General features: G+C 70.9%; 17 protein-coding genes. 4 read left to right on the plus strand and 13 right to left on the minus strand.

What is annotated here, in order from left to right:
* Positions 1–36: 36 nt before the first annotated feature.
* The 4 genes from rpmA to FM051_RS04450 form a co-directional block, all read right to left on the minus strand.
* Positions 37–300 (minus strand): 50S ribosomal protein L27, encoded by a 264-nt coding sequence (rpmA, locus tag FM051_RS04435; RefSeq protein WP_077008624.1) that lies wholly within the window; start codon positions 298–300, stop codon positions 37–39.
* Between the two features lie 14 nt (positions 301–314).
* A complete protein-coding gene (gene rplU / locus FM051_RS04440; protein ID WP_077008623.1) occupies positions 315–629 on the minus strand; it encodes a 50S ribosomal protein L21 in 315 nt (104 codons plus the stop codon).
* 365 nt (positions 630–994) lie between these two features.
* On the minus strand, positions 995–3,907 hold the full coding sequence (locus tag FM051_RS04445) for a translation initiation factor IF-2 N-terminal domain-containing protein (protein WP_158840858.1): 2,913 nt from the start codon (positions 3,905–3,907) through the stop codon (positions 995–997).
* A gap of 189 nt (positions 3,908–4,096) precedes the next feature.
* Entirely contained in the window at positions 4,097–4,840 is a 744-nt protein-coding gene (locus FM051_RS04450; RefSeq protein WP_158840860.1) for a TIGR03936 family radical SAM-associated protein, read from the minus strand.
* Positions 4,841–5,077: 237 nt separating this feature from the next.
* Here FM051_RS04450 and FM051_RS04455 point away from each other — a divergent pair, with 237 nt between their 5' ends.
* Entirely contained in the window at positions 5,078–6,571 is a 1,494-nt protein-coding gene (locus FM051_RS04455; RefSeq protein WP_158840862.1) for a S8 family peptidase, read from the plus strand.
* A gap of 12 nt (positions 6,572–6,583) precedes the next feature.
* On the opposite strand, the gene FM051_RS04460 is transcribed toward FM051_RS04455, so the two are convergent.
* On the minus strand, positions 6,584–9,289 hold the full coding sequence (locus tag FM051_RS04460; RefSeq protein ID WP_158840864.1) for a helix-turn-helix transcriptional regulator: 2,706 nt from the start codon (positions 9,287–9,289) through the stop codon (positions 6,584–6,586).
* Positions 9,290–9,547: 258 nt separating this feature from the next.
* On the minus strand, positions 9,548–10,081 hold the full coding sequence (locus FM051_RS04465; protein ID WP_158840866.1) for a sigma-70 family RNA polymerase sigma factor: 534 nt from the start codon (positions 10,079–10,081) through the stop codon (positions 9,548–9,550).
* 279 nt (positions 10,082–10,360) lie between these two features.
* Here FM051_RS04465 and FM051_RS04470 point away from each other — a divergent pair, with 279 nt between their 5' ends.
* Positions 10,361–11,296 (plus strand): ferric reductase-like transmembrane domain-containing protein, encoded by a 936-nt coding sequence (locus FM051_RS04470; RefSeq protein WP_238412125.1) that lies wholly within the window; start codon positions 10,361–10,363, stop codon positions 11,294–11,296.
* Positions 11,297–11,323: 27 nt separating this feature from the next.
* On the opposite strand, the gene FM051_RS04475 is transcribed toward FM051_RS04470, so the two are convergent.
* From FM051_RS04475 to FM051_RS04495, 5 genes are read right to left on the minus strand one after another with little or no spacing between them, the layout of a single operon-like run.
* Positions 11,324–13,288, minus strand: a complete 1,965-nt coding sequence (locus tag FM051_RS04475) for a TIGR03960 family B12-binding radical SAM protein (protein WP_158840868.1) — start codon at positions 13,286–13,288, stop codon at positions 11,324–11,326.
* 31 nt (positions 13,289–13,319) lie between these two features.
* On the minus strand, positions 13,320–13,730 hold the full coding sequence (locus FM051_RS04480) for a DoxX family protein (protein ID WP_158840871.1): 411 nt from the start codon (positions 13,728–13,730) through the stop codon (positions 13,320–13,322).
* Between the two features lie 44 nt (positions 13,731–13,774).
* Entirely contained in the window at positions 13,775–14,647 is an 873-nt protein-coding gene (locus tag FM051_RS04485; protein ID WP_158840873.1) for an ABC transporter permease, read from the minus strand.
* Positions 14,644–15,432, minus strand: a complete 789-nt coding sequence (locus FM051_RS04490; protein WP_158840875.1) for an ABC transporter permease — start codon at positions 15,430–15,432, stop codon at positions 14,644–14,646. The genes FM051_RS04485 and FM051_RS04490 overlap by 4 nt, the downstream gene beginning before the upstream one ends.
* The gene (locus FM051_RS04495) at positions 15,432–16,352 is read right to left on the minus strand and encodes an ABC transporter ATP-binding protein (RefSeq protein WP_420803569.1); all 921 of its coding nucleotides are present in this window, start codon (positions 16,350–16,352) and stop codon (positions 15,432–15,434) included. The genes FM051_RS04490 and FM051_RS04495 overlap by 1 nt, the downstream gene beginning before the upstream one ends.
* Before the next feature lie 56 nt (positions 16,353–16,408).
* On the opposite strand from FM051_RS04495, the gene FM051_RS04500 reads away from it, so the two are divergent.
* Both FM051_RS04500 and FM051_RS04505 read left to right on the plus strand, forming a co-directional pair.
* Positions 16,409–17,005 carry a GNAT family N-acetyltransferase gene (locus FM051_RS04500; protein ID WP_158840880.1) on the plus strand — a complete coding sequence of 199 codons (597 nt, stop codon included), beginning with the start codon at positions 16,409–16,411 and terminating at the stop codon, positions 17,003–17,005.
* Between the two features lie 88 nt (positions 17,006–17,093).
* Entirely contained in the window at positions 17,094–17,624 is a 531-nt protein-coding gene (locus FM051_RS04505) for a GtrA family protein (RefSeq protein WP_158840882.1), read from the plus strand.
* Between the two features lie 105 nt (positions 17,625–17,729).
* Here the strand turns inward: FM051_RS04505 and ndk are convergent, their stop codons facing one another.
* Both ndk and pulA read right to left on the minus strand, forming a co-directional pair.
* Positions 17,730–18,140: a nucleoside-diphosphate kinase gene (gene ndk, locus FM051_RS04510; protein ID WP_158840884.1), complete on the minus strand. Its 411-nt coding sequence runs from the start codon at positions 18,138–18,140 to the stop codon at positions 17,730–17,732.
* A 467-nt stretch (positions 18,141–18,607) separates the two neighbouring features.
* A complete protein-coding gene (pulA, locus tag FM051_RS04515; protein WP_238412132.1) occupies positions 18,608–24,130 on the minus strand; it encodes a pullulanase-type alpha-1,6-glucosidase in 5,523 nt (1,840 codons plus the stop codon).
* Positions 24,131–24,149: the final 19 nt, after the last annotated feature.

The raw sequence follows: 24,149 nt of genomic DNA on the forward strand, positions 1-24,149 counted from the left end.
CCTCGTCGGAGGTCGTTCCGTCTACGCCCGAGGCGCTTAAGCAGCTACCTCGACCGGGACGATGTTCACGGTCTTGCGACCGCGCTTGGAGCCGAACTCGACCGCGCCGGGCGCCAACGCGAACAGCGTGTCGTCCTTGCCGCGGCCGACGTTGACGCCGGGGTGGAACTTGGTGCCGCGCTGGCGGATCAGGATCTCGCCGGCCTTGACGACCTGACCGCCGAACCGCTTCACCCCGAGGTACTGGGCGTTCGAGTCACGGCCGTTGCGGGAGCTGGATGCGCCCTTTTTGTGTGCCATGGCTAGTCAGATCCTCACTTACCGGTGATGCCGGTGACCTCGACGCGGGTCAGCTTCTGGCGGTGACCCTGGCGCTTGTGGTAGCCGGTCTTGTTCTTGAACTTGTGGATGCGGATCTTGGGGCCCTTGGTCTGCTCGACGACCTTGCCGGTCACCGAGATCTTCGCCAGGGCGTCCGCCGCGGAGGTGACGTCTTCGCCGTCCACGACGAGGAGCGGCGCCGCGAAGGTGATCTCGGTGTCCGGCTCGCCTTCGAGCTTCTCGACCTCGATGACGTCGCCGACAGCCACCTTGTACTGCTTGCCGCCGGTCTTGACGATCGCGTACATCGGGACGGAAGTCTCCTGCTACTCGACGGGACGGGATCGCGCGCGCCACGGCTGCACTGAACATCGGGCAAGCTGGGCTTCACGCGACAGGGCCCACCGGACGGCGGGCCGTGTATCAGGTTACGTGGCGGTGGACTGCGTGGTCAAACCGGGGTCGGCGAACCGGGTTCGCCCTGGTGAGAGCCGCGTGGCGGGAGCGGGCGCAAAGCCGGGGCGGGGGTACCCCTCGGCGCGGGACCCCTCGCACATACCCAACCACGGGGCACCGACAAAGTCGGGTGGGGTGGGCTGGGCCGGGTACGGCGAACCGCCGCTCAGCCGGAGCTGGGCGGCGGTTCGCCGTGTGGTGGTGGATCAGCCGTGGATCAGCCTTCCTTGACGCCCAGGGGCGGTCCGGCGGGCCTGGAGGCGGCACGGCGGGCCGTGCGGCGACGCGTGGTCACCACGGGCGCCGCGGGCTCCGGGGTCCGGCCGTTGAGCGGTTGCTCGACGGAGGGCTCGGACGTGGCCGCGGCCTGGGCGGCTTCCGCCTCGGCGGCGTCGGTCTGGGCGGCATCGGGCTGGGTGGGCACCTCGACCGGGGCCGGGGCGCTCGCCGTGGCCGCCGGGGCGACCTCGACCGGCGCGGCAGCGGGCTCCTCCGCCGCCGCGGGTGCGGCGGGAGCGGGCTCGGCAGCCGGAACCGGCTGGGCCTCCTGAGCGGGCTCAGGGGCCGTCTCGGCGCCCGTCGTGGCCGTGCCCGCGGCTGCGGCAGGGCTCGTCTCGGGCTGGGCGGGCTCGGCGGCGGGGACCGCGGGGGTGGCGGCGGGGGTGGCGGCGGGCTCGTCACCGTGCTTGATGACGGCGCCCGCTTCCCGGCGTGCCCGGCGGCGCTGGCGGCGGTCGCGCTTCGGGGTCTCCGGCGCGGCCTCCTCCTCGACCACGGCGGCCACCGGCTCCTCCGAGGTGGACGGCTCGATGATCGCCTCGGGCTCCTCGGTCGGCTCCACGGTCGGCTCGGCCACCGGCTCCGGGACCTCCGCGTTCCTGCCCCGACGCGACTTGCGGCCACCGCCCTGCGGCTGTTGCTGCTGCTGCGGCGGCGGCTGGCCACCGCCGTTGCCGGCGCCGTTGCCGTGCAAGTGCGCGGAGGGGTCGGTCGTCACGACCACGCCGCGGCCGCGGCAGTGCTCACAGGTCGTCGAGAACGCCTCCAGCAGGCCGGTGCCGACGCGCTTGCGCGTCATCTGCACCAGACCCAGCGACGTCACCTCGGCCACCTGGTGGCGGGTCCGGTCACGGCCCAGGCACTCGGTCAGCCTGCGCAGCACCAGGTCGCGGTTCGACTCCAGCACCATGTCGATGAAGTCGATCACGATGATGCCGCCGACGTCCCGCAACCGCAGCTGGCGGACGATCTCCTCGGCCGCCTCCAGGTTGTTCCGGGTGACCGTCTCCTCGAGGTTTCCACCCGAACCGGTGAACTTGCCGGTGTTCACGTCGATGACGGTCATCGCCTCGGTGCGGTCGATGACCAGGTAGCCGCCCGACGGCAGCCAGACCTTGCGGTCCAGTGCCTTGAGCAGCTGCTCGTCGATGCGGTACTCGACGAACGCGTCGTTGTTGCCCACGTGCCGGCGCAGCCGTTCCTGGAGGTCGGGCGCGACGTGGCGGACGTACGCGTCGATGGTGTCCCACGCGTCCGAGCCCTGGACGACGAGCTGGGCGAAGTCCTCGGTGAACAGGTCGCGGACGACCTTCACCAGCAGGTCCGGCTCTTCGTACAGCAGCTGCGGAGCCTGGGCCTTGGGCACGTCGGCCTTCTCCTTGATGACCTGCCACTGCGCCTGCAGGCGCGTCACGTCGCGGGCCAGCTCCTCCTCGGCGATGCCCTCCGAGGCGGTGCGGATGATGACGCCCGCGTCCTCGGGGACGACGCGCTTGAGGATGTCCTTGAGGCGCTTGCGCTCGTTGTCGGGCAGCTTGCGGCTGATGCCGGTGGCGCCACCGCCGGGCACGTACACCAGGAAGCGGCCGGGCAGGCTGATCTGGGTGGTCAGCCGGGCGCCCTTGTGGCCGACCGGGTCCTTGGTGACCTGCACCAACACGCTGTCGCCGGTCGACAGGGCCTGCTCGATCTTGCGGGCCTTGCCCTCCAGGCCGGCCGCGTCCCAGTCGACCTCGCCCGCGTACAGCACCGCGTTGCGGCCGCGACCGATGTCGATGAACGCCGCCTCCATCGAGGGCAGCACGTTCTGCACCCGGCCGAGGTAGACGTTGCCGACCAGCGAACCGCTGCCCGACGAGGTCACGAAGTGCTCGACCAGGACGCCGTCCTCCAGCACGCCGATCTGCGTGCGGTCGCCGCGCTCGCGCACCACCATCGTGCGCTCGACGGCCTCGCGGCGGGCCAGGAACTCGGCCTCGGACAGCACCGGGGCACGGCGGCGACCGGCCTCGCGGCCGTCACGGCGGCGCTGGCGCTTGGCCTCCAGCCGGGTGGAGCCGCGGACGCTGCGGACCTCGTTCTGCGCGGCCTCGGAGTCGGCCTTGTCGTCACGCGCGTCGCGGATGGTGCTCTCGCGGACGTGCACGACCGTGTTCGGCGGGTCGTCCTCGCTCGGCGCGGCCTCTTCCTCGGCGCCGGTCTTGCGGCGACGGCGACGCCGACGGCGGCGGCTGCCCGCGCCCTCCTCGTCGGCCGACGGCTCCTCGGCGGCTTCGGTCTCGGCTTCGGCCTCGGCGACCTCTTCGGCCTGCTCGTCCTCGCCGTTCTCGTCGCCGACGCCCTTGCCGCGACCGCGGCCACGCCGGCCACGACGACGGCGGCGGCGGCCTTCGCCCTCGTCACCGGTGTCGTCGGCGGCAGTCTCCTCGCCGGCCTCGTCGTCGACCTCGTCGAGGTCTTCGTCCCGGCTGACGGGGATCTCCTTGAGCACCGGCGTGGGCGGCAGGAACACCGCGGACGGCGGGGCGAACAGAGGCACCAGCGGCGCGACCTCGCGGGCCACCGCCACGGGTTCCTCGGTGTGTTCGTCCACCTCGCCGGTGACGATGTCGTCCCAGCCCAGCAGGCTCTCGGCGACCTTGAGCGCGAGGTCTCGGCTCACGCTCGACTGCGCGCCCTTCACCGTTTCGCCGAGATCGGCGAGGGCGGCCACGACGTCCTTGCTGCTCGCACCGAGCAGCTTGGCCAGCGCGTGCACCCTCAGCTTGGCGGGTAGGTCCGCCAAGTCGGGGTGTGCGGGTGTGGCGTTACCCCCGCCGGCGGCGCCGGCAGGCTTTTCCGTGTTCGACAATGCAGCTCCTCCGCCCCCGGGCGCGTCCCAACCGACGCGGCCGCGCAGGGGCCTCTCTTGTCCACTCACCGCCGCGGCTGGCGGCGGGAATCCTTGCCTCGCGCTGTGGCGCCCACCCGTGGGGCACGCGGCACAGCAGGTCCTATAACTCTGTCGACGACGCCGTCAGCGCCGTTCCGCACCACCCGGTCAGACCTCCGCCGCCCTGTCCAGGGCAAGCGGGTCGACCAGGCCGCCTTCGTCGTCCAGCCGCCCCTGCGCCATCCGGGTCGCCTTCGCGGGCACCGGCGGAACCAGGTCGGCGACGACTCGGAGCGCGCTCAGCACGTCGTCGGGTCTCACGGTAGGGGTTGTCTGCCGTACGACCGTCATGAGTATCCCACACGGTTGTGACAAATCTCGTCCATCGTGTCCCGCGTCGCTCGAATGCACCTCTGCCCCGGTCTCCACCTGGGCCGACACGATCGCGGGCCGGACGTCGACGATCTTCTTGCCGTCCTTGGTCAACCGCTCTACCTCGACGGACTCCGCGGCGATCAGCGCGGACACGGCTTCGGTCAGCTCTTCGGGCGACACGCCGGGCAGTTCGACCCGCCAGGCGCTGGCCTCGATCCGCTCGGGCAACGTGCCGCCGGCCGACTGGACGACCTCCAGCACGTCGAGGCCGGGCGGCAGCACGGCGTCCAGCGCGGTCCGCAGCGCCTCCGGGTCGACCGCGTCGACGACCTGGACCTCGACGTACTCCGCCTCGCTCGCCACACCGGTCGGCGCCGCGCCGACCCACGACACCTTCGGGTGAGGGCTGAAGCCCTGGGAGTAGGCCATCGGGACGCCGGCCCGGCGCAGCGCGCGCTCGAACGTGCGCGCAATGTCACGGTGTGACGTGAACCGCAGCCGACCGCGCTTGGCGTAGCGCAGTCGGAGCTTCTGCACAGGTGCGGCCGACGGGTTGGGCTGCTGCTGGCGGCTCAGGGCTACTCCCCTTGGGTACCCGGGTGGCTCACGATGGGGTGAGCACCCCAAGCGGTCCACGCTCCTACTCCACCAGGACGGTACCTTGGACCCGTTCGGCACCGTCGCGCTTGTCTGCTCCGCCCCGTCTGGCTACCGTCCGGCAACAGTCCCGTTGACGGCCAGCCGCCCCGACCGGTTCAGCCCTGGAGGTCCCCCGTGCCTCTGCACCGCCGCGTCCGAGCGGTCGCGGTCAGCGCGACGCTGCTCGCGACCGGCTGCCTCGCGGTGAGCACGCCCGCCGCGGCCCACCCCGTCGAAGAGCCGGCGACCGCGGTGGGCTGCGTCCAGCCCGGTCCGACGCTGCGCTACCTGGTCGTGTTCCGCCACGGCACCAGCGCGCCGCTGGCCGAGGCCCAGGTCTCCGCCGCGTGCGGCACCACCACCCGGTACTACCCGCAGATCGCGGTGGCCGTGGCCGTGTCGGCGGATCCGCGGTTCGGGCAGCGGATCGGCGTCGACCGGGCGTACAGCGCGCAGCTCGACGGCCTGTCGAAGCGCACCGGCGCGCCCGCCCAGCCAAAAGAAGGACGGCGGAAGAAGGACGACGAGCCGGCCTTCGCGCCCGCCTCGACGGGCGCGGTGGACCGCACCGCCGAGCAGTGGGACATGGACCTGATCCGGGCGGCCGAGGCGCACGCGGTGAGCACCGGCAGCCGGGACGTGGTGGTCGGCGTGCTCGACTCGGGCATCGACCCGGCGCACCCGGACCTGGTCGGCGCGCTGGACCCGGCGCTGTCCGCCGGCTGCACGACGGGCGTGGCCGATCCGTCGCCCGCGGCGTGGTCGCCGACGACGTCCGGGCACGGCACGCACGTGGCGGGCACGATCGCGGCGGCCGACGACGGCCTGGGCACCACGGGTGTCGCGCCGGGCGTGCGGATCGCGTCGGTGAAGGTCGTGGACGACGCCGGGTTCATCTACCCCGAGTACGCGGTGTGCGGGTTCATGTGGGCCGCCGAGCGGGGCATGACCATCACCAACAACAGCTACTTCATCGACCCGTGGGTGTTCACCTGCCAGAACAAGCAGGGCCAGTCCGTGGTCTACGAGGCGGTGCGGCGCGCGGTCGAGTACGCCACCGGGCAGGGCGTGCTGACGGTGGCGGCGACGGGCAACGCGGCGGCCGACCTGACCAAGCCGGGCCGTGACGCGCTGAGCCCGACCAACGCCGCGGCGGAGGACGTGAAGCCGCGTCCGGTGGACAGCACGTGCCTGGTGCTGCCCGCGCAGCTGCGCAACGTGGTGGCGGTGTCGTCGGTGGGCGCGGACAAGGTCAAGGCCGGGTACAGCTCGTACGGGCTGGGCGCGGTGGACCTGACCGCACCGGGCGGCGACCGCAGGCAGGCGCCGGACGACAAGAGCGGGTGCGTGCTGTCGACCGTGCCCGCCGCCGGCTACGACTACTCGTGCGGCACGTCGATGGCCGCGCCGCACGTGTCCGGGGTGGCGGCGCTGCTGGCGTCCACGCACCCCGAGGCCAGCGCCGGCGAGCTGAGCCGGATGCTCAACGCGCGGGCGGAGACGCTGCCGTGCCCGGCGGACTACGACCTCAACGGCACGGGCGTGCAGGACGCCTACTGCACCGGCTACTCGGAGTACAACGGCTTCTACGGGCACGGCATGGTCGACGCGCTGGCCGCCGTGCGGTAGCGGTCAGAGCGGTCAGGCCGAGTACTGGTGGCCCCGGTGCCGGCGCAACGCGCCCGCCAGGTCCGCCCGGCCCGCGATGCCGAGCTTGCGGTAGGCGCCGGACAGGTGCAGCTCGACCGTGCGGCGGGTGAGGAACAGGGCTTCGGCGATCTGCCGGTTGGTCAGGCCCTGCGCGGCCATGCCCGCGACGCGGGTCTCCTGCTTGGTCAGCCCGTGCACGGTGCCTTGCGCGGTGGCCGGTTCGCAGGCCCGCAGTTCCTCGGCGGCCCGCCGGATCAGCGGCTTGGACTCGCACCGGGCGCTCAGCTCGACGGCCTGCCGCAGGTGCGGGATGGCTTCTTCCGCCTGACCGCGGCGGTTGAGCTGCGCGCCCAGTTGCAACAGCGCCTCGGCGTGCAGGAGGCGGGCGGGCGAGTCGGTCAGGTACTCCACGGCCTTGCGCAGCGCGCCGGTCGCGGCTTCGTCGTCGGTGGTGAGCCCGACGGAGATCAACGCGGTGCCCATCGCCCGCGGGGTGCCCCAGCGCTTGGCGCGGGCGAGGTCTTCGGCGGCCAGTTGGGCGGCTGCCTCGCGGCGTCCCAGCGCGAGGTGTGCACGTACCGCCAACGCACGCCACGGCAGGATCGCCGGGCTGTCTATTTTGGACGCGATAAGTCTTCGCCCGCATTCGAGCAGGTCCGCCAGCGCGCCGCGCGGGTCGTCGGTGGCGAGCTTGAGCTTGCCCCGCGCGAACAGCGTCACGTTGTGCTGGAACAGCTCCGGCAGCTCGTCGGCGAAGCCGTAGCGCACCAACAGGTCCCGGGCCTCCTCGAACCGGCCGAGGTCGACCAGGACCTCCGCCAGCCTGGCCGCGCACAGGATCGCCATGGGGCACACCGCGACCGCACCCAGTTCGTCGAACAGCCGCAGCTGCCACTTGAGGAACGTCTTGGCGCGCACCAGTTCCCCTCGGGCGAGGAAGTCCATGCCGTGCGCCATCGACACGACCGTGCCCTTGCGGAGGTGGTAGTCGTGCGGTTCGGCCTCGCTGCCGATCATGCGGCGGAACCGGTCGGACAGCTCCGGCGCGTCGGCCATGAAGCACGTGCTGACGGTGAACACGAACGGCTGCACGAACACGTCGCAGCGTTCGCCCTCCAACGCCTCGGCGGCGTACTGGAGGGCCTTCTCGGCCGACTCGCCGCGCAACGCGTGCCCGAGCGACAGGAACGCGGAGTGGACCTGGCGCAGCCGCGGCGACTGCGGCACGTCGGTCTCCAGTTCCTCGGTGAACATGCTGGCGCGCAGCGCGAGGCCGACGTTGTTCCCCGCACCCGCGAGGTACGACATGGCCTTCAGCTCCCACGACTCGTCGTGCTCCTGGGAGGTGAGCCGGGACACCAGTTGCAGGCCGATGGACAGCGCGAGGCGGGCCTCCGGGGCGCTGCACAGGCGCAGCAGCATGGTGACCGCCTGTCCGGCGGCGGAGCGGGCGTCGTCGGCGTGGGCCAACGCGTCCCGCAACCGGGCCATGCCCGCCTCCTGGTCGACCAGGAACGTGATGTGCACGAGTTCCAGTTGCACGGCAAGGCGTTCGTCCGACGACAGCCGTTCCTCCAGCGCGCGCTCCAGGTAGTCCTGTGCGTCGTCCAGCCGGTCGTCGTAGGTCGCTTTGCGTGCCGCACGCCGCAGGACCTCCACACCCCACGGAAGCGGCACAGCGCGCGCTCCGCGAAGGTGCACGGCGATCCGCTCGTCCGGTGCGCCGGCGTCCAGCAGCAGCACGGCGGCGCGCGCGTGGTCGGCGGCCCTGGTGGCGACCGGGAGGTCCGCTAACACGGAGTTGCGCAGGTACTGGTGGCAGAAGCCGAGCGGGTAGTCGTCGCGGAAGACGCGCAGCCGAACCAGGCCGTCGATGATCCGCAGCGCGCGGCGCGGTTCGACGCCCGCCATCGCGGCGAGGCGGTCCACGGTCGCGTCCTCACCCAGCACGGCCGCGGCGCGCACGACCTCCGCCGAACCCTCGTAACGGCGCAGTCGCACCCGCAGCGCTGCCCCGATCTCCGCCGAGCCGAGCCCGCGCACGGTGGCCGCGGTCGCGCCGGGGCGCGCACGCAGCTGTTCGACCAGCGCTCCCAGCAGTTTGGAGTTGCCCCTGGTCACTTCCCGGCAGACCGACGCGGGCGCGTCGCCGACGAGTGCGGTGACCGCCGCCACGTCCAACCCGGTCAGTTCGACGTGCTCGTGGTGGGCGCCCACCAGCTCGGGCAGGGTCACCTCGCCGACCGGCGCCTGACCGGTGGTGGCGGCGAACACGACCGCCAACGGCTGGTCGCAGACCCGGCGCAGCACGTAGGCCAGGCAGCGCAGGGACCAGCTGTCCGACAGGTCCACGTCGTCCACGACCAGCAGCAGCGGCCCGCGGCCCAGCGCCTCCCGGACCACGCGGTAGAACCAGTCCAGCGAGTCGGCCTGCCCGTCGTGCAGGCCCTCGGCCAGCCGGCCGACCACGCCACCGTGCAGGTCGCTCTCCAGCCGGGCGGCGATGGCCGACGCCACCGTGAACCCGAGTTCACGGGCGTCGTCGATGATCGCGCTCAACAGGGCCGACTTGCCGATGCCGATCTCGCCGGTGACCAGCAGTGTCGTGGTCCGGCCGGTCAGCACGCCGCGCAACAGCGCGCGGGCGGAGCGCAGTTCGCGGTCCCGGCCCGGCAGTCTCGGGTTCGATGCTGTCACCGGATAGCTCCGATCTGCTGCGGCCAGCCCGGGGCGGTGGATCGGGACCACCACGGTAGGACACCTGTCCAGTCCCCTCGGTACCGAAGGCCCGGGATCGCCGGTCCGCAATTTCCTTCGGTACCCACCGTAGAGACCTTCGGCCGGTCTTCGGCAAGAATCGAGGTCCCACTTCGGAAACCCGATTCGACCACCGCGCCAACAATGCACGCGCCCAACGGTCCGGGTATTTCTTCCGGGTGACTTCGGCGTGCTTTCTCAGTGCAACTCGCGCAAGGCGCGGCGCAGGATCTTCATCGCGTTGTAGACCCGCGACTTCACGGTTCCCTCCGGAATTCCGAGCACCAGCGCGGCCTCACGCACGGTGCGACCGCGCACGTACGTCTCGTAAATCGCGGCGCGGTGCTCGTCGCCGAGCCTGCTGATCACGTCGTGGATCACCATGGCGGACAGCCGCTGTTCGGTCTCGTCCGGCGCCTCGACCGCGTCCGGGCTGGTCAGCTCAACTTCCTGAGGTCTCGCCTGCCTCGTGCGCCACCCGTCGATGACGATCCTCCTGGCCACTGTGAGCAGCCAACCCCGCAGCATCCGCGGGTCGCGGACCAGCGTCTCGGCGTTCTGCCACGCACGGATCAAGGTCTCCTGGACCACGTCCTCGGTCCACTGCCGGTCGTGGTTGGTCAGGCCGAGCACATGGGCGTACAACGCGCCCTTGAACTGCGAGTACAGCGCGGTGACGAGTTCTTCGCCGGACTGCCCCTCATCCACGCAGACACCGCCCACTGAATTCATGGAGTACCAAACCTCCCAGAGTTCACGCGCGGCGGGGCGAATAAGACAGTGGCGAACGTACTACAACACAACGCCCCGATCCAACACTGCGCAACGTGTTCCGGGAACGTCACCGTGCGTTCTAGGGGCCGCATCGTGTTGACCATCCGCGCGGTTCTGGAGTATCGATGTGATGCAGATCACATATCTCAATTGAACCTTCTGTCGAACCGTCCCACCCGACGTTCGTAGTTCCTCAGTAGAGGGTGGAAGTGGTTCTCTTTAACAGGGGGTGCACACGTGGTGCTCGCGGTCTCGGAACACGACTCGGGAGTGTGGGACGTCGCCACGCTGTCCGGCCGGATGGCCTACGTGACCATGTGCTTGACCGCGTGCTGGGGTGTGCTGACCGCCACCGGCTGGGTCCGCAAGATCACCGGACGGGCCGCGCTGCGGATCACGCACCAGGTGCTGGCGACGTTCGCCGTGGCCACGGCCGTGGTCCACGCGGTGACGTTCCTCTTGCTGGAGAACGGATCCCTGGCGATCTACCAGCTCGTGCTGCCGCTCGTCGGCGGCGGTGAGATGCGACACGCGCTCGGCGTGATCGGCCTGGAGCTCATGATCGCCGCCGCGGTGACGGCCTCGCTGCAGCGCACGGTGTTCTACCGGAACTGGCTGCGCCTGCACCGGCTCGCGTACATCGGCGTGTGGCTCGGCGCGATGCACGCCTGGCTCGGCGCCGCCGCCAACGGCCACGTCTCCCTGGTGTGGATCGGCGGGATCACCGTGCTGATGCCCGCGGTCACGCTGACCATGCTGCGGTTCCTGCCGGCGCACGTGCTCGCGCGGCTCGGCGTGATCGAGGCCGCCCCGACGCGGGTCGACGACCGTCGACGGCCGGTCACGGACGATCAGCCGCCGGCCGAGGACGACCGGCCGGTCGACGGCGCGCCGACCGGGCTCCGGGTCGCCGTCGACCACGGGCGCTGCCGGCACTTCGCGCTGTGCCAGGTGCAGGCGCCCAGGGTGTTCCGGATGCTGGACGACGGGCGGCTGCGCTACGCGCGCAACCCCGACGCCGACCAGGCCCCGCAGGTGCACGCGGCGGCACGGGCGTGCCCGATGCGCGCGATCAACGTGAACGCCAGCGACGTGAACACCCGCGACGAGATCCGCGTCCCCGAGACGTCGGGGCCGAAGCACCGCCGATCAACGATCGACCTGGACCGCTGAGGGGCGAGCGCCGCCGCAGGGCCGGTGTCAGCCCTGCGTCAACGCCGGGTTGCGCACCGGGGAACCCTTGCCGACCGGCGAGATCGGCAGCAGCGCCCGACCGGTGGGGCCGACCTCGATGTCGGTGCCCATCGCCGGGCACACACCGCAGTCGAAGCACGGCGTCCAGCGGCAGTCGTCCTGCTCACGCTCGTCCAGCGCGTCCTGCCAGTCCGCCCAGAGCCATTCCTTGTCCAGCCCCGAGTCGAGGTGGTCCCAGGGCAGGACCTCCAGCTCCTCGCGCTCCCGGGTGGTGAACCAGGCCAGGTCCACGCCCAGCGGCGGCAGCTCGGCCTCGGCGGCCTTCACCCAGCGGTCGTAGGAGAAGTGCTCGGACCAGCCGTCGAACCGGCCGCCCTCGCGCCACACCCGCTCGATCACCAGGCCGATGCGCCGGTCGCCGCGCGACAGCAGTCCTTCGATCAGCGACGGCTTGCCGTCGTGGTAGCGCATGCCGATGTTGCGGCCCAGCGCGCGGTCGGAGTTCACCGCCTCGCGCAGCTTGCGCAGCCGGTCGTCCACCGTCTCCGGGTCGCACTGCGCGGCCCACTGGAACGGCGTGTGCGGCTTGGGCACGAACCCGCCGATGGAGATGGTGCAGCGGATGTCCTTGCGGCCGGAGACCTCCCGGCCCGCGCGGATGACGTTCTTGGCCATCTCGGCGATCTGGACCACGTCGTCGTCGGTCTCGGTGGGCAGGCCGCACATGAAGTACAGCTTCACCTGCCGCCAGCCCGCGCTGAACGCCGCGCTGACCGTGCGGATCAGGTCCTCCTCCGACACCATCTTGTTGATCACGCGCCGGAGGCGTTCGCTGCCGCCCTCCGGGGCGAACGTCAGGCCCGAGCGGCGGCCGTTGCGGGACAGCTCGTTGGCCAGGTCGATGTTGAACGCGTCGACCCGCGTGCTGGGCAGCGACAGGCTGGTGTTCGTGCCCTCGTAGCGGTCCGCGAGGCCCTTGGTGATCTCGGCGATCTCCGAGTGGTCCGCGCTGGACAGCGACAGCAGGCCGACCTCCTCGAAACCGGTCGCCTCCAGGCCGCGCTGCACCATCGCGCCGATGCCCTCGATGGACCGCTCGCGCACCGGGCGGGTGATCATGCCCGCCTGGCAGAACCGGCAGCCGCGCGTGCAGCCGCGGAAGATCTCCACGCTCATCCGCTCGTGCACGCTCTCCGCGAGCGGCACCAGCGGCTGCTTCGGGTACGGCCACGCGTCGAGGTCCATCGTGGTCCGCTTGAACACCCGGTACGGCACCCGCTCGCGGTTGGGCACCACGCGCTGGATGCGGCCGTCCGGCAGGTACTCCACGTCGTAGAAGCGCGGCACGTACACGCCGCCGGTCTCGGCCAGCCTGGTCAGGATCTCGTCCCGCCCGCCCGGACGGCCCTCGGCCTTCCACGCGCGGACGATGTCGGTGATCTCCAGGACGGCTTCCTCGCCGTCGCCGAGCACGGCGGCGTCGACGAACGGCGAGATCGGCTCCGGGTTGAACGCCGCGTGCCCGCCGGCCACCACGATGGGGTGGTCGTCGGTGCGGTCGGCGGCGTGGATCGGGATGCCCGCCAGGTCGAGCGCGTTGAGCAGGTTCGTGTAGCCCAGCTCGGTGGCGAAGCTGACGCCGAACAGGTCGAAGGCGCCGACGGGCCGGTGCGCGTCGACGGTGAACTGCGGGACGCCGTGCTCGCGCATGAGCTTCTCGAGGTCGGGCCACACCGCGTAGGTCCGCTCGGCCAGCACGTCCGGCTGCTCGTTGAGGACCTCGTACAGGATCATGACGCCCTGGTTGGGCAGCCCGACCTCGTAGGCGTCCGGGTACATCAGGGCCCACCGCACGGCGGCGGCGTCCCAGTCCTTGACGGTGGCGTTGAGTTCCCCGCCGACGTATTGCACCGGCTTGGACACCCTCGGCAGCAGGGGTTCCAGGGCGGGGAAGACCGACTCGACACTCACGGATTCAGGGTAACGGCAGCGCCGTCGGGCGTCAGAACAGCGGTCCGGTGACGGTGAGGCCGAGTTCGGACCCCGCGCCCGCGTACAGGCCGAAGAACAGCAGCGCCGCGCCGGCGAGGGACAGGTCCTTGCTGAACTGGGTCATCGCCATCTGCTTGGCCTGCGGGTCCGTCTCCTTCCAGAACGGGTGCATCAGGAACGCCGTCGGCAGCAGGAAGATCACCAGCAGCAGCGCACCGAGATCCGCCCACACACCCAGGAGCAGCATCAACGCCCCGACGATCTGGAGCGCGCCAGTGCCGAGGGTGACGATTTTCGCCGCCGGGACGCCCTTGGAGGCGGCGTACCCGGCCATGGCCCCGGTCTGGGTGAAGTGGCCGATCGCGGAACCGAAGAAGACGAACACGAACAGGATGCGGCCGACGAGTGCGATGACATCCATGGACGGACCTCCGATCCTCGGGGTTCGTCCAGTGTTCAACTACTTCAGGTGAGCAGCAACTTGCCGAGCCTCCGGGCCGCGACAACCACTCCGATGGCCGCCATCACCACGAAGTACGCGACGTGGCCCAGCGCGCCCCAGCCGACGTAACCCGTGGTCAGCGCCCTCATCAGCTCGATCGCGTGGTAGAGCGGCGTCCACTGGACCACGGTCTGGAGCCAGCCCGGGTAGACCGACAGCGGGTAGAAGGTGGTCGAGAACAGGAACATCGGCATCACGGCCAGTTGCACCAGGTCGAAGTCGTGCCACGACCGCATGAACGTGGCCGCGGCCATGCCGGCCGCCGCGAACGCCAGCGCGACCAGCAGGCACACCGGCAGCGCCAGCAGCGCCCACGGCGAGCTGATCAGCCCGAAGCCGAGCATGACCACGATGAACCCGCCGGAGTACAGGCCACCGCGGATCAGGCACCAGGTGACCTCGCCGAGCGCGATGTCGACCGGGCCCATCGGGGTGGCCAGCACCGCGTCGTACACCTTGGCGTACTTGAACTTGAAGAACAGGTTGAACGTCGCCTCGAACACCGCGCCGTTCATCGCCGACGCCGCCAGCAGCGCGGGCGCCACGAACGCGGCGTAGGGCATCGGCCCGCCGGGGCCCTCGACGGTGGTGACCAGTTGCCCGAAGCCGAAGCCGAGGGAGAACAGGAAGAACAGCGGTTCGAAGAAGCCGGAGAGGACCGACATCCAGGCGCGCTTGCTGACCAGGTAGGAGCGTTCGACCAGGACGTGCGAACGGCCCGCGTACAGACCGGGCGGGACGATCCGGAACAGCAGGCCGTTGCTGCTCCTCGGCGCGACCGGCGGGTTCGCGGTGTCCGCGGTTCGCGGCGCCTGCGTGGAGGACTCGCGGGTCATACGGCCAGCCTCCGGTGGAAGTAGCGGCGCCCCAGGACGATGCCGAGCACGACCAGGGCGGCCAGGTAGGCGACGTGGCCCGCGGCGGGCAGCAGGCGCAGGGTGCCGAACGTGACGCCGCGGGCCAGTTCGATGCCGTGCCAGACGGGCGTGACCCAGGCCAGCGGGTGCAGCCAGTCCGGTAGTTGGCTCAGCGGGAAGAACCCGCCGGTGAACAGGGTCATCGGCATCACCAGGAAGCGGAAGATCGCGTTGAACGAGTCCGGTTTCTCCCTGGTCGCGGTGAAGGCCACCACGGGCGCGGTGAACGCCATGCCGGCGAGCACCGCGAACGGCACGGCGAGCACCGCCGACGGGCTGGTGATCGCGCCGAGCGCGACGGCGATGCCGAGGAACACCGCGGTGCCGGCGGCCAGGCGCAACGCGATCCACAGCAGCTGGCCGTAGAGGACGTGGGCCGGGGTGATCGGAGTGGACACCACCGCCAGGTACGACCGCTGCCACTTGAACGCCGAGAACACCGCCCACGTGGCCTCGAACACGGCGTTCTGCACGGCGGTGATCACCAGCAGCGCCGGCGCCAGGAACACGACGTACGGGTGGCCGCCGGTGGCCTCGCCCGCCTGCACCTGCGAGCCGAACCCGACGCCCATGGCCAGCAGGAACAGCACCGGCTGGAGGAAGTTGGAGATGACCGTGGCCCGCCAGTTGCGGCGGTACCAGGTCCAGTGGCCCTCCACCGCGACCAGCGCGGCGCGGAACGGGCCGAGGACGTGCGCGTTCATCAGTCCACCAACGTCCGGCCGGTCAGGCGCAGGAACACGTCCTCCAACGTGCTGCGGCGCACCAGAGTGGACACCGGCCGCACGCCCCGCGCGTGGACCGCGGACAACGCCGCCTCGCCGTCCCCGGTGTAGAGCAGCACCCGGTCGGGCAGCACCTCGACCCGTTCGGCCAGGTCGCGCACCTCGGCGGCGCTCTGCTCGCCCGGCGGGAAGCGCAGCTCCAGCACTTCCCTGGTCGAGTGGCGGCGGATCAGCTCGGACGGCGAGCCCTCGGCCGCGATCCGGCCGCCGTCCATCACCACCAGCCGGTCGCACAGCTGCTCGGCCTCGTCCATGTAGTGGGTGGTGATGATGAGCGTGACGCCGGACTGCTTGAGCCGGAACAGCCGGTCCCACAGCAGGTGGCGGGCCTGCGGGTCCAGGCCGGTGGTCGGTTCGTCCAGCAGCAGCAGCTCCGGGTCGTTGACCAGGGAGCGGGCGATGGTGAGCCGCCGTTTCATGCCGCCCGACAGCGGCTCCACCTCGGCGTCGGCGCGGTCGGTGAGCTGGGCGAACTCCATCAGCTCCACGGCACGCTCGCGCACCGCCGACCGGGACAGGCCGAAGTAGCGGCCGTAGACCTGGAGGTTCTGCCGGACGGTCAGCTCGGTGTCCAGGTTGTCCTGTTGCGGCACCACGCCCAGGCGGGCGCGGATGCTCGGGCCGTCCACGTCCGGGTCCATGCCGAGCACGCGCAGCTCGCCGCCGGTGCGCGGGGACACGCAGGCGACCATCCGCATGGTCGACGACTTGCCCGCGCCGTTGGGGCCGAGGAAGCCGAACGCCTCCCCCTTGCCGACCTCGACGTCGATGCCCCGGACGGCTTCGAACGAGCCGAAGTGTTTGGTCAGGCCCTTGGCGTGGACGAGGGTGGAGGTCACGACCATCACGTTAGCGGCGGCGTCCGACATTCCCGGAGCCGTTTTAGGGTGACACCGTGGAGATCGACCTGATCTGGCCGACGGTGGCCGATGAACAGCTGCGGGCCGAGGTGCACGAGGTGCTGCACGTGGTGGTGGCCGCGGGCGGCGCGATCGGCTGGCTGACCCCGCCGGGACGCGCGGAGACCGACGCGTGGCTGGACAGCGTGCTCGGCTCACCGGAGGACGGCGCGCTCGTCGTGGCGCGTGTGGACGGTGTGCTGCGCGGCACGGCGACGTGGCGCCGGTCCGACAGCGAGGTGTTCGGGCACATGGCCGAGGTGCGGCGGGTGACGACGCACCCGGCGGCACGCGGGCTGGGGCTGGGTTCGAGGTTGGTGCGGGCGGTGATCGAGCACGCCCGCGCGGCCGGGTTGGAGATGCTGACGCTCGGCGTGCGCGGCAACAACCACGGCGCGATCCAGCTGTACGAACGCCTGGGCTTCCGCGAGTGGGGACGGCTGCCGAACGTGATCGCGGTCGGTGACGTGCGGTTCGACGACGTCCGCATGTACTTCCCGCTCGGCCACCGGGAGGGTGTCGTGCTGCACGGCTCGGCGGCCGGTGGCCTGGGCTCGTCACCCCGGCGTTCCGAGGCCTCCAGCCGGTCGTGACCAGGCTCTCACCGGGACGGCAAGACCGACAGCCGGCACATAGACAACGCACAGAGTCCGGACAGCATGACCGGTCAGACTTCTTCTCATGATGTTGACGGGCAAGGGCGGGGTTCTCGGACAAGCGGCGAAGTTCGCTTCGGTCGGCGCGGTGTCCACGCTCGCCAGCATCGCCATCTACGCGGCGCTGCGCGGGTGGCTGTCCCCGATGACGGCCAACGTGGTGGCGGTCACGGTGACCACCGTGGCGGGTTCCGAACTGCACCGCCGGTTCACCTTCGGCGGCGCGCGGGCCGCCGGTGGCCGGATGCTCGTGCAGAACGTCGTCAGCGGGGTGTGGGCCTGCTCGTCCAGTTCGCTGGGGTTGTTCCTGGTCGCGTCGCTGGTCGCGACGCCGACGGTCGACCAGGAGTCGGCCGTGCTGCTGGCGATGAGCGTGATCGGCGGGCTCGCCCGGTTCGCCGCCCTGCGCCTGTGGGTGTTCGGTGTGCGGGCCCGTGGTCTTCGGACGCGGCGGCCCGGCCTCGGCTTCGGCTTCGGACCGGCCCGGTGGTCAGGCGTCGCGCAGAGGTTGGCGAACCTGGACTTGATCCCGAGCACGGCGGCGCAGCGCTCCTAGGCCTCGGGCCGCGCGAGTGCCGCCAGTACGCCAGTACGGCGAACGGCCCGGAACCAAGCGGTTCCGGGCCGTTACAAGCCGTTACGGGCCGTTCTTACGGGCAGCTCAGAGGTTCGGGAACCAGAGCTTGATCTCGCGCTCGGCGGACTCCGGCGAGTCCGAGCCGTGCACCAGGTTGAACTGGACCTCCAGGCCGAAGTCGCCGCGGATCGTGCCGGGCGTGGCCTTCTCGACCGGGTCGGTGCCGCCGGCCAGCTGGCGGAACGCCGCGATCGCCCGGGAGCCCTCCACGACCATCGCCACCAGCGGGCCGCCGGTGATGAACTCCACCAGGTCGTTGTAGAAGCTCTTGCCGTCGTGCTCGGCGTAGTGCTGCTCGGCGGTCGCGCGGTCCACGGTGCGCAGTTCGAGGGCGGCCAGCGTGAGGCCCTTGCGCTCGATGCGGGAGATGACCTCGCCGACCAGGCCGCGGCTGACGCCGTCGGGCTTGACCAGGACCAGGGTGCGCTCGCTCACGGCGGTCGGTACTCCTTCGTACGGATTGTGCAACTGTGCAACTGGAGTCAAGGGTAGCCGCAGGTGCGACAGTGCCCGCCGTGACCACCGAAAAGCCCCACGCGGACATCATCCTCGTCACCGGGGCCGCAGTGATGTTCGTGCTGTTGCGCCTGCTCGCGGTATCGCACTACGACTGGCACACGGCGTTCGCGGTGCTGCACACGTTGGACCTGGAGAACGCGCCGGGGTTGTTCCTCGGGACGTTCATGGCGGACGTGTGGGTCAGCAGTCTCGTGTTGATCGTCATAGTGCCGTTGACGGTCTTCTACGCGGTCAGCAGGCGGTCACGCACCGCTCCGCTCGCGGTGGCCGTGCTGGTGGCGTTCCTCGTGGCGCACGTGATCACCTACCACCGGTGGTCGAACTGGCCGATCACTGAGCCCTGGAGTGCCGCCTGCACGCCCATTACCGCGACGGATCTCGCCTCATCGTGTGAGCACCACGACCGAGCGGGCCGGGACCTTGATCGTGCTGCCGTCGACGATGGCCTTGTCGCTGGTCAGGGTGTGGTTTTGCCAGTCGCCGGCGACTGCGACGGACTTCTCCGCCGGGTACGGGTTCACGATCACCAGGACGCCGTTCAACCGAGGGTCGGTGTCCGGGCCCGCGGTGTCGTCGAGCAAGGCCACGACCACGCCTGACTCGGCGTTCGGGAACGACAGCTTCTGCTGCACCAGTGTCGCGTCGTTCAGGGTGAACAGCGGCGAGGACTTGCGGATGCGGAGGAGTTCCAGGGTGTTGCCCAGAGCGGACCGCATGTCGGCCGGTGAAGGCTTCAGGGCGGTGTCGGCCAGCAGCGGCGCGGCGTAGGGCCACTTGTCCTCGTTGTCCGCCGCCGGCGGCAGGCCGCGACCGAAACCGTTGTCCCGCAACGACGGGTCGTAGCGGTTGAACCAGTCGCCCGAGTCGTAGCTGTTGCGGTCCAACGACTTCGAGCGCAGGAACTCGGCGCCCGCGTGCAGGAAAGGTTGGCCTTGGCCCAGGAGCACGGGCGCGAGGGCCACCTTCTGCATCCGGACGCGGTCCGGCATCGAGGTGGCGACGGGCAGCTTGTAGGTCTGCGAGTCGAACAACGTCTCGTTGTCGTGCGCGTCGACGTACGTGATCACGTCGGCAGGCCCGCCCGTGTACCCGGCGGGCGAGCCGTTGTACGACACGTCACGGCCCGAGATCTCCCCACCGCCGGTGGACTGGAACCGGTACGACGCCATGTTCCCCGCCATGCCCAGCTTCACCAGGTCGGTGTGGTTCGCCAGCCGCGCGGTCACGTCGCCGTTGGCCGGGGCGCCGTTGGGATCACCCGCCAGACCGGACGCCAGCCCCTGCACGCGGGGATCGGCGTCGAACGGCCCGCCGCCGCGCACCGCGTCACGCAGCCGGTCGCTGAACGTGCCGATGCCCGTCCCTGCCATGTTCGGCTGCGTGGCCTGCTCGAACCGGGCGTTGCCCGCGACCTCGCCGAAGTCCCAGCCCTCGCCGTAGATGCGGATCTTGCGCCCGTCCACGCCGTCGGCGGCGACGGTCAAGGCGTCCAGCGCCGCCCGCACGGCCAGGATGTTCGCCTTCGGGTGGTGGCCCATCAGGTCGAACCGGAACCCGTCCACCTTGTACAGCCGCGCCCACCGCACCACGGAGTCCACCACGAGCTTGCCCATCATGGCGTTCTCGGTGGCGGTGTTCGCGCAGCACGTCGAGTCGGCCACGGTGCCGTCGAGGTTGAGCCGCTGGTAGTACCCCGGCACCACCTTGTCCAACACGGACGTCGGCGCGTCACCGGAGGCCGCCGTGTGGTTGTAGACCACGTCCACCACCACGCGGTTGCCGTTGTCGTGCAACGACTTCACCATCTCGCGGTACTGCTTCGAGCGCGCCCACCCGGTCTGCGCGTCGTCCGTCGCGTAAGAGCCCTCGGGCACGTCGTAGTGGTACGGGTCGTAGCCCCAGTTGAAGCCGTCCTTCGCGGCGACCGCGGCCACACACGATTGCTGCGCCGGCGAATCCGGAGGCGACGACGCCAGGTCGCACGCCGGTTGCTGCTGGTCCGCACGCTTCTCGGGGATGGTGGCGATGTCGAACGTCGGCAGCAGGTGCACGGTGTCCAGACCCGCGGCGGCCAGCTCCCGCAGGTGCGTCATGCCCGTTGACGACGCGTGCGTGAACGCGCGGTACGTGCCCCGGTCGGACGGCGGAACGGACGTGTCGCCGATGGAGAAGTCCCGTACGTGCAGCTCGGTGATGCCGTGCTCGGTCGGGTCTCCGTCCAGGCCGCGGGCGACGTGCCCGGCCCAGTCGGCGGGCATGGTGCGCGCGTCGCCGAGGTCGGCGAACTGCGAGTGCGTCGAGTTCACCGCGAGCGCCACCGAGTACGGGTCGGTCACGGTCACCGTGCGTCCGGCGACCGTCACCTCGTACAGGTAGAACTCGTCCCGCCACGCCCCCGAGGCCGACCACGAGCCGGACGCGTCGTCCCGCGCCAGGTCAACGGTCGTCGCCGTGCCGCCGGGCTGGTCGAACAGCTTGAGTTTCACCGAGGACGCCGTGGGCGCCCACAACCGCGCGGTCACGCGGTCGCCGTCGAACGTCGGCCCGTACGTCAACCGGGAGGCCGCGGCGGCGAACCGGTCGTCCAGCACACCGGCGATCTGCACGCCCGTGCGGTGCCGCAGACCACCGCCGGAGTCGACGTGCACGGCGGACAGCTTGCCGCGCAACGCCTCGTCCAGCCGCTCACCGTCACGCACCCGGAACACCGGTTTGCCCCGCAAGTGCGGCAACGGCACGGTGTCCGACGACGGCTCCAGCCGCAGCACCCTGCCGTCGTACTCCAGCCGGTAGCCGTCGGACGGCACCACCGGCACGTCCCACACCACCAGGTCCTCCGACACCCAGATCGCCTTGGACTTGGTCAGGTCGTCGTCCGCGCCCTCACCGCCCGACGGCGGCAGCACGTAGGAGATCGAGCCGTCCGGCTTGGTGGAGCCGGACACGTACCAGACCTCGTAGCCGGTGCCGGTGACGTCGAGGAACTGGTCCGGGCCGGGGTCCTTCGCGTCGCCCCGGTGGATGATGTTGCTCAACCCCGCCGCGCCCGGTTCCAGCGGGACCGACCAGTACATGCCGAACCCGTCCGCGCCGTCCGGCACCCGTGACTGGTTCCAGCCGGGACTCGGTTCCAACGACCCGGTCCAGTGGTAGAGCGTCCAGTCCCCGTAGTCGCCGGCGGGCCGGTTGTAGTGGATCACTGCCCGGTTCTGCGCGGCGGCCAGGCTCGCGTACACCTTGTCGCCGTTGACCCACGCGCGTCCCGCCGTGCGACCGGAGGCCTCGACCGTGCCGCCGCGCACCACGGAGAACTCCACCGGCGCGGTCGCCGGAATCGTCGCCACTCCCCCGCTGAACGGGTAGTCGACACCGCCCGCGCGCACCGCGAGCCCGGTGGCGTCACCTGTATGTGTCACCACGGCTTGGCCATTAGCGGCGACTTCACTCGCGTGCACGGCGGTCTGCCCTTGCTTGAGCCACACCTGCGGCGTCACGCTCGGGTCGACGAACCGGTCGCCGTCGGTGTCCTTCTCGTCACCGCGGTGGGCGATGATGCCGACCGACCTCGCGCCCGGCTTGAGCTTGATCCAGGCGAACCGGCCGTACGGCGTCTCACCGGCGAACGGCAGCGGCGCGTCCCACGTCGGCGCGTTCTCGACATCGCCCCACGCGTGCAGGCCCCACCCGTCGTAGTCGCCCGCCGGGCGGTTGTAGTGCACCACCAGCCAGTCGGACGTCACCGTGCCGGGCGGCTCGACCGGCGGCGCGGCGACCAGGCCGACGCGGGCGCCGTCCGCGCCCAACGTGCCCTTGGCGTCCTTGGCGACCACCCGGACCTCGACGTTCTTGCCCACCGCCGCACCCGGTAGCCCGGCGAGATCGGCGAACACCCGGTACGGCGCGGCGTCGTCGGTGCCGAGCACCTGCCAGTCGCGTTCGCCCTCGACCCGTGCGGCGAACGTGGCCTGCGCGTACGGCGAGGTGACGCCGTCGGCGCGCAGTTCGACCCGGTCGTCCAGCACGGCGCCGGTCGGCGGCACGGCCAACGTCGGCGCGGGCGCGGCGGAGGCGAGCTTGCCGGTCGACTTGAGCACCAGGGCGGACAACGCGGGCACGGTCACGGTGACCTTGCCGTTGGCGGCGTTCACCCGGGAACCGGCGGACGGCCAGATCGGCCGGTAGCCCTTGCCGGACACCGGGACGTCGACGGTCGCGGGCGCGGTGCCCGCGTTGGCCACCACGACGTGCTCGACCTGCTCGGTGCGACCCGTGCGGCTGAACGCGATCACGTCACCCCGGGTGAGGCGCAAAGCCTGGTTGCCGTCACGCCACACCGGGTCGGCGTCCGCGAACTTCGCCAGGCTCTTGAGCTGCTGGTACAGCGGGTGGTCGGTGCGGAAGTTGTCCACCGCGCCGGTCCGGTCGCTGCCGATCAGATCCTCGGCGGCGTACTCCGGCGTGATCGAGGCGAACATGTCCTGCCGGGCAAGCTTGTCGCCGCCGGTGCCCGCGAAACCCTGCTCGTCGCCGTAGTAGACGACCGGGTTGCCGCGCCACAGGTACATCAGGGCGTTGCCCAGCTCCAGCCGGTCCAGCAACTCGGCCTCGGAGATGCCGGGACGGCTCTGCCGGACCATCCACGCGATCCGGCCCATGTCGTGGTTGCCGAGGAACGTCGGCAGCGAGGAGGCGTTGGAGTCCGCGTCGGTGTACCGGTCGTCGTCCACCAGCACTTCACCGAGCCGCGCCGCGCCTCCGCCGGACAGGAACGTGGCCGCGCCGCTCTGGAACGGGAAGTCCAGCGTGGCCTGCATCCTGCCGGTGGTGGTGTAGCGGGAGGTGAACGCCGGGTCGGCGTCGAAGACCTCGCCGAAGACGAAGAAGTCCTCCTTGCCGCGCATCGCCGCGTACTGCTTCACGTGCGGCGCGAGGGCCTGCCAGAACTCCATGTTGACGTGCTTGACGGTGTCGACGCGGTAGCCGTCGATGCCGAGCGTGTCGATCCAGCTGGTGAAGATCCGCTTCATGCCCTTCACGACCGCCGGGTGCTCGGTCATCAGGTCGTCGAGGCCGAAGAAGTCGCCGTACTCGTTGGACTCGCCGCTGAACGTCGAGTCGCCGCGGTTGTGGTAGAGCCGCGGGTCGTTGAGCCAGGCCGGGGTCTTCTCGCCCTTCACCACCGGGGTGTACGGGGCGGTGAGCTCCGGGAAGTCCGGTCGACCGGCGATCTCCGAGATGTCGACCGGGTTGCCGTACTCGTCCAGGTACGGCTGCGCGCCGGTGCTGACGTAGTCGTGCTCGTCCTCGGCGTAGTCGATCAGGTCGGCGGTGTGGTTGGCGACGATGTCGAAGAAGACCTTGATACCGCGGCGGTGCGCGTCCTGGATGAGCCGCCGCATGTCGTTGGTCGTGCCGAAGTGCGGGTCGAGCTTGGTGAAGTCGGTGGTCCAGTAGCCGTGGTAGCCCGCCGAGATGTCGTCACCGGAGCCCTGCACCCAGCGGTTCTGGAACATGGGGGTCATCCAGATCGCGGTGATCCCCATGTCGTCCAGGTAGCCGATCTTGTCGCGCAGGCCCTTGAGGTCGCCACCGTGGTAAAAGCCCTTGTCAGCGGGGTCGTAGCCGCTCTTGAGCCGGTCGGTCTCGCTCGTGCCGCCGCGGTCGTTGCCCGGGTCGCCGTTGGCGAACCGGTCGGGCATGACGAAGTAGAACCGCTCACCGGTCAGATCGGCGCGCAACGCGTCCTTGGCCAGGTTCCGGTCTTCGGTGCGCACACCGGGCGCGATATCGGTGACGGCTCCTACGGCGAGCCGTTGGACTTCGGGCGCGGCGCCGGCCGGTGGTGACACGAGCGGCACGAACGGCACAACGGCCAGGGCGATGAGCGCGGCGACGGCCCGACGCATCACGCGACCTCCTTGTCGC

It is taken from the genome of Saccharothrix deserti (assembly GCF_009769385.1).
Lineage (GTDB): Bacteria > Actinomycetota > Actinomycetes > Mycobacteriales > Pseudonocardiaceae > Actinosynnema > Actinosynnema deserti.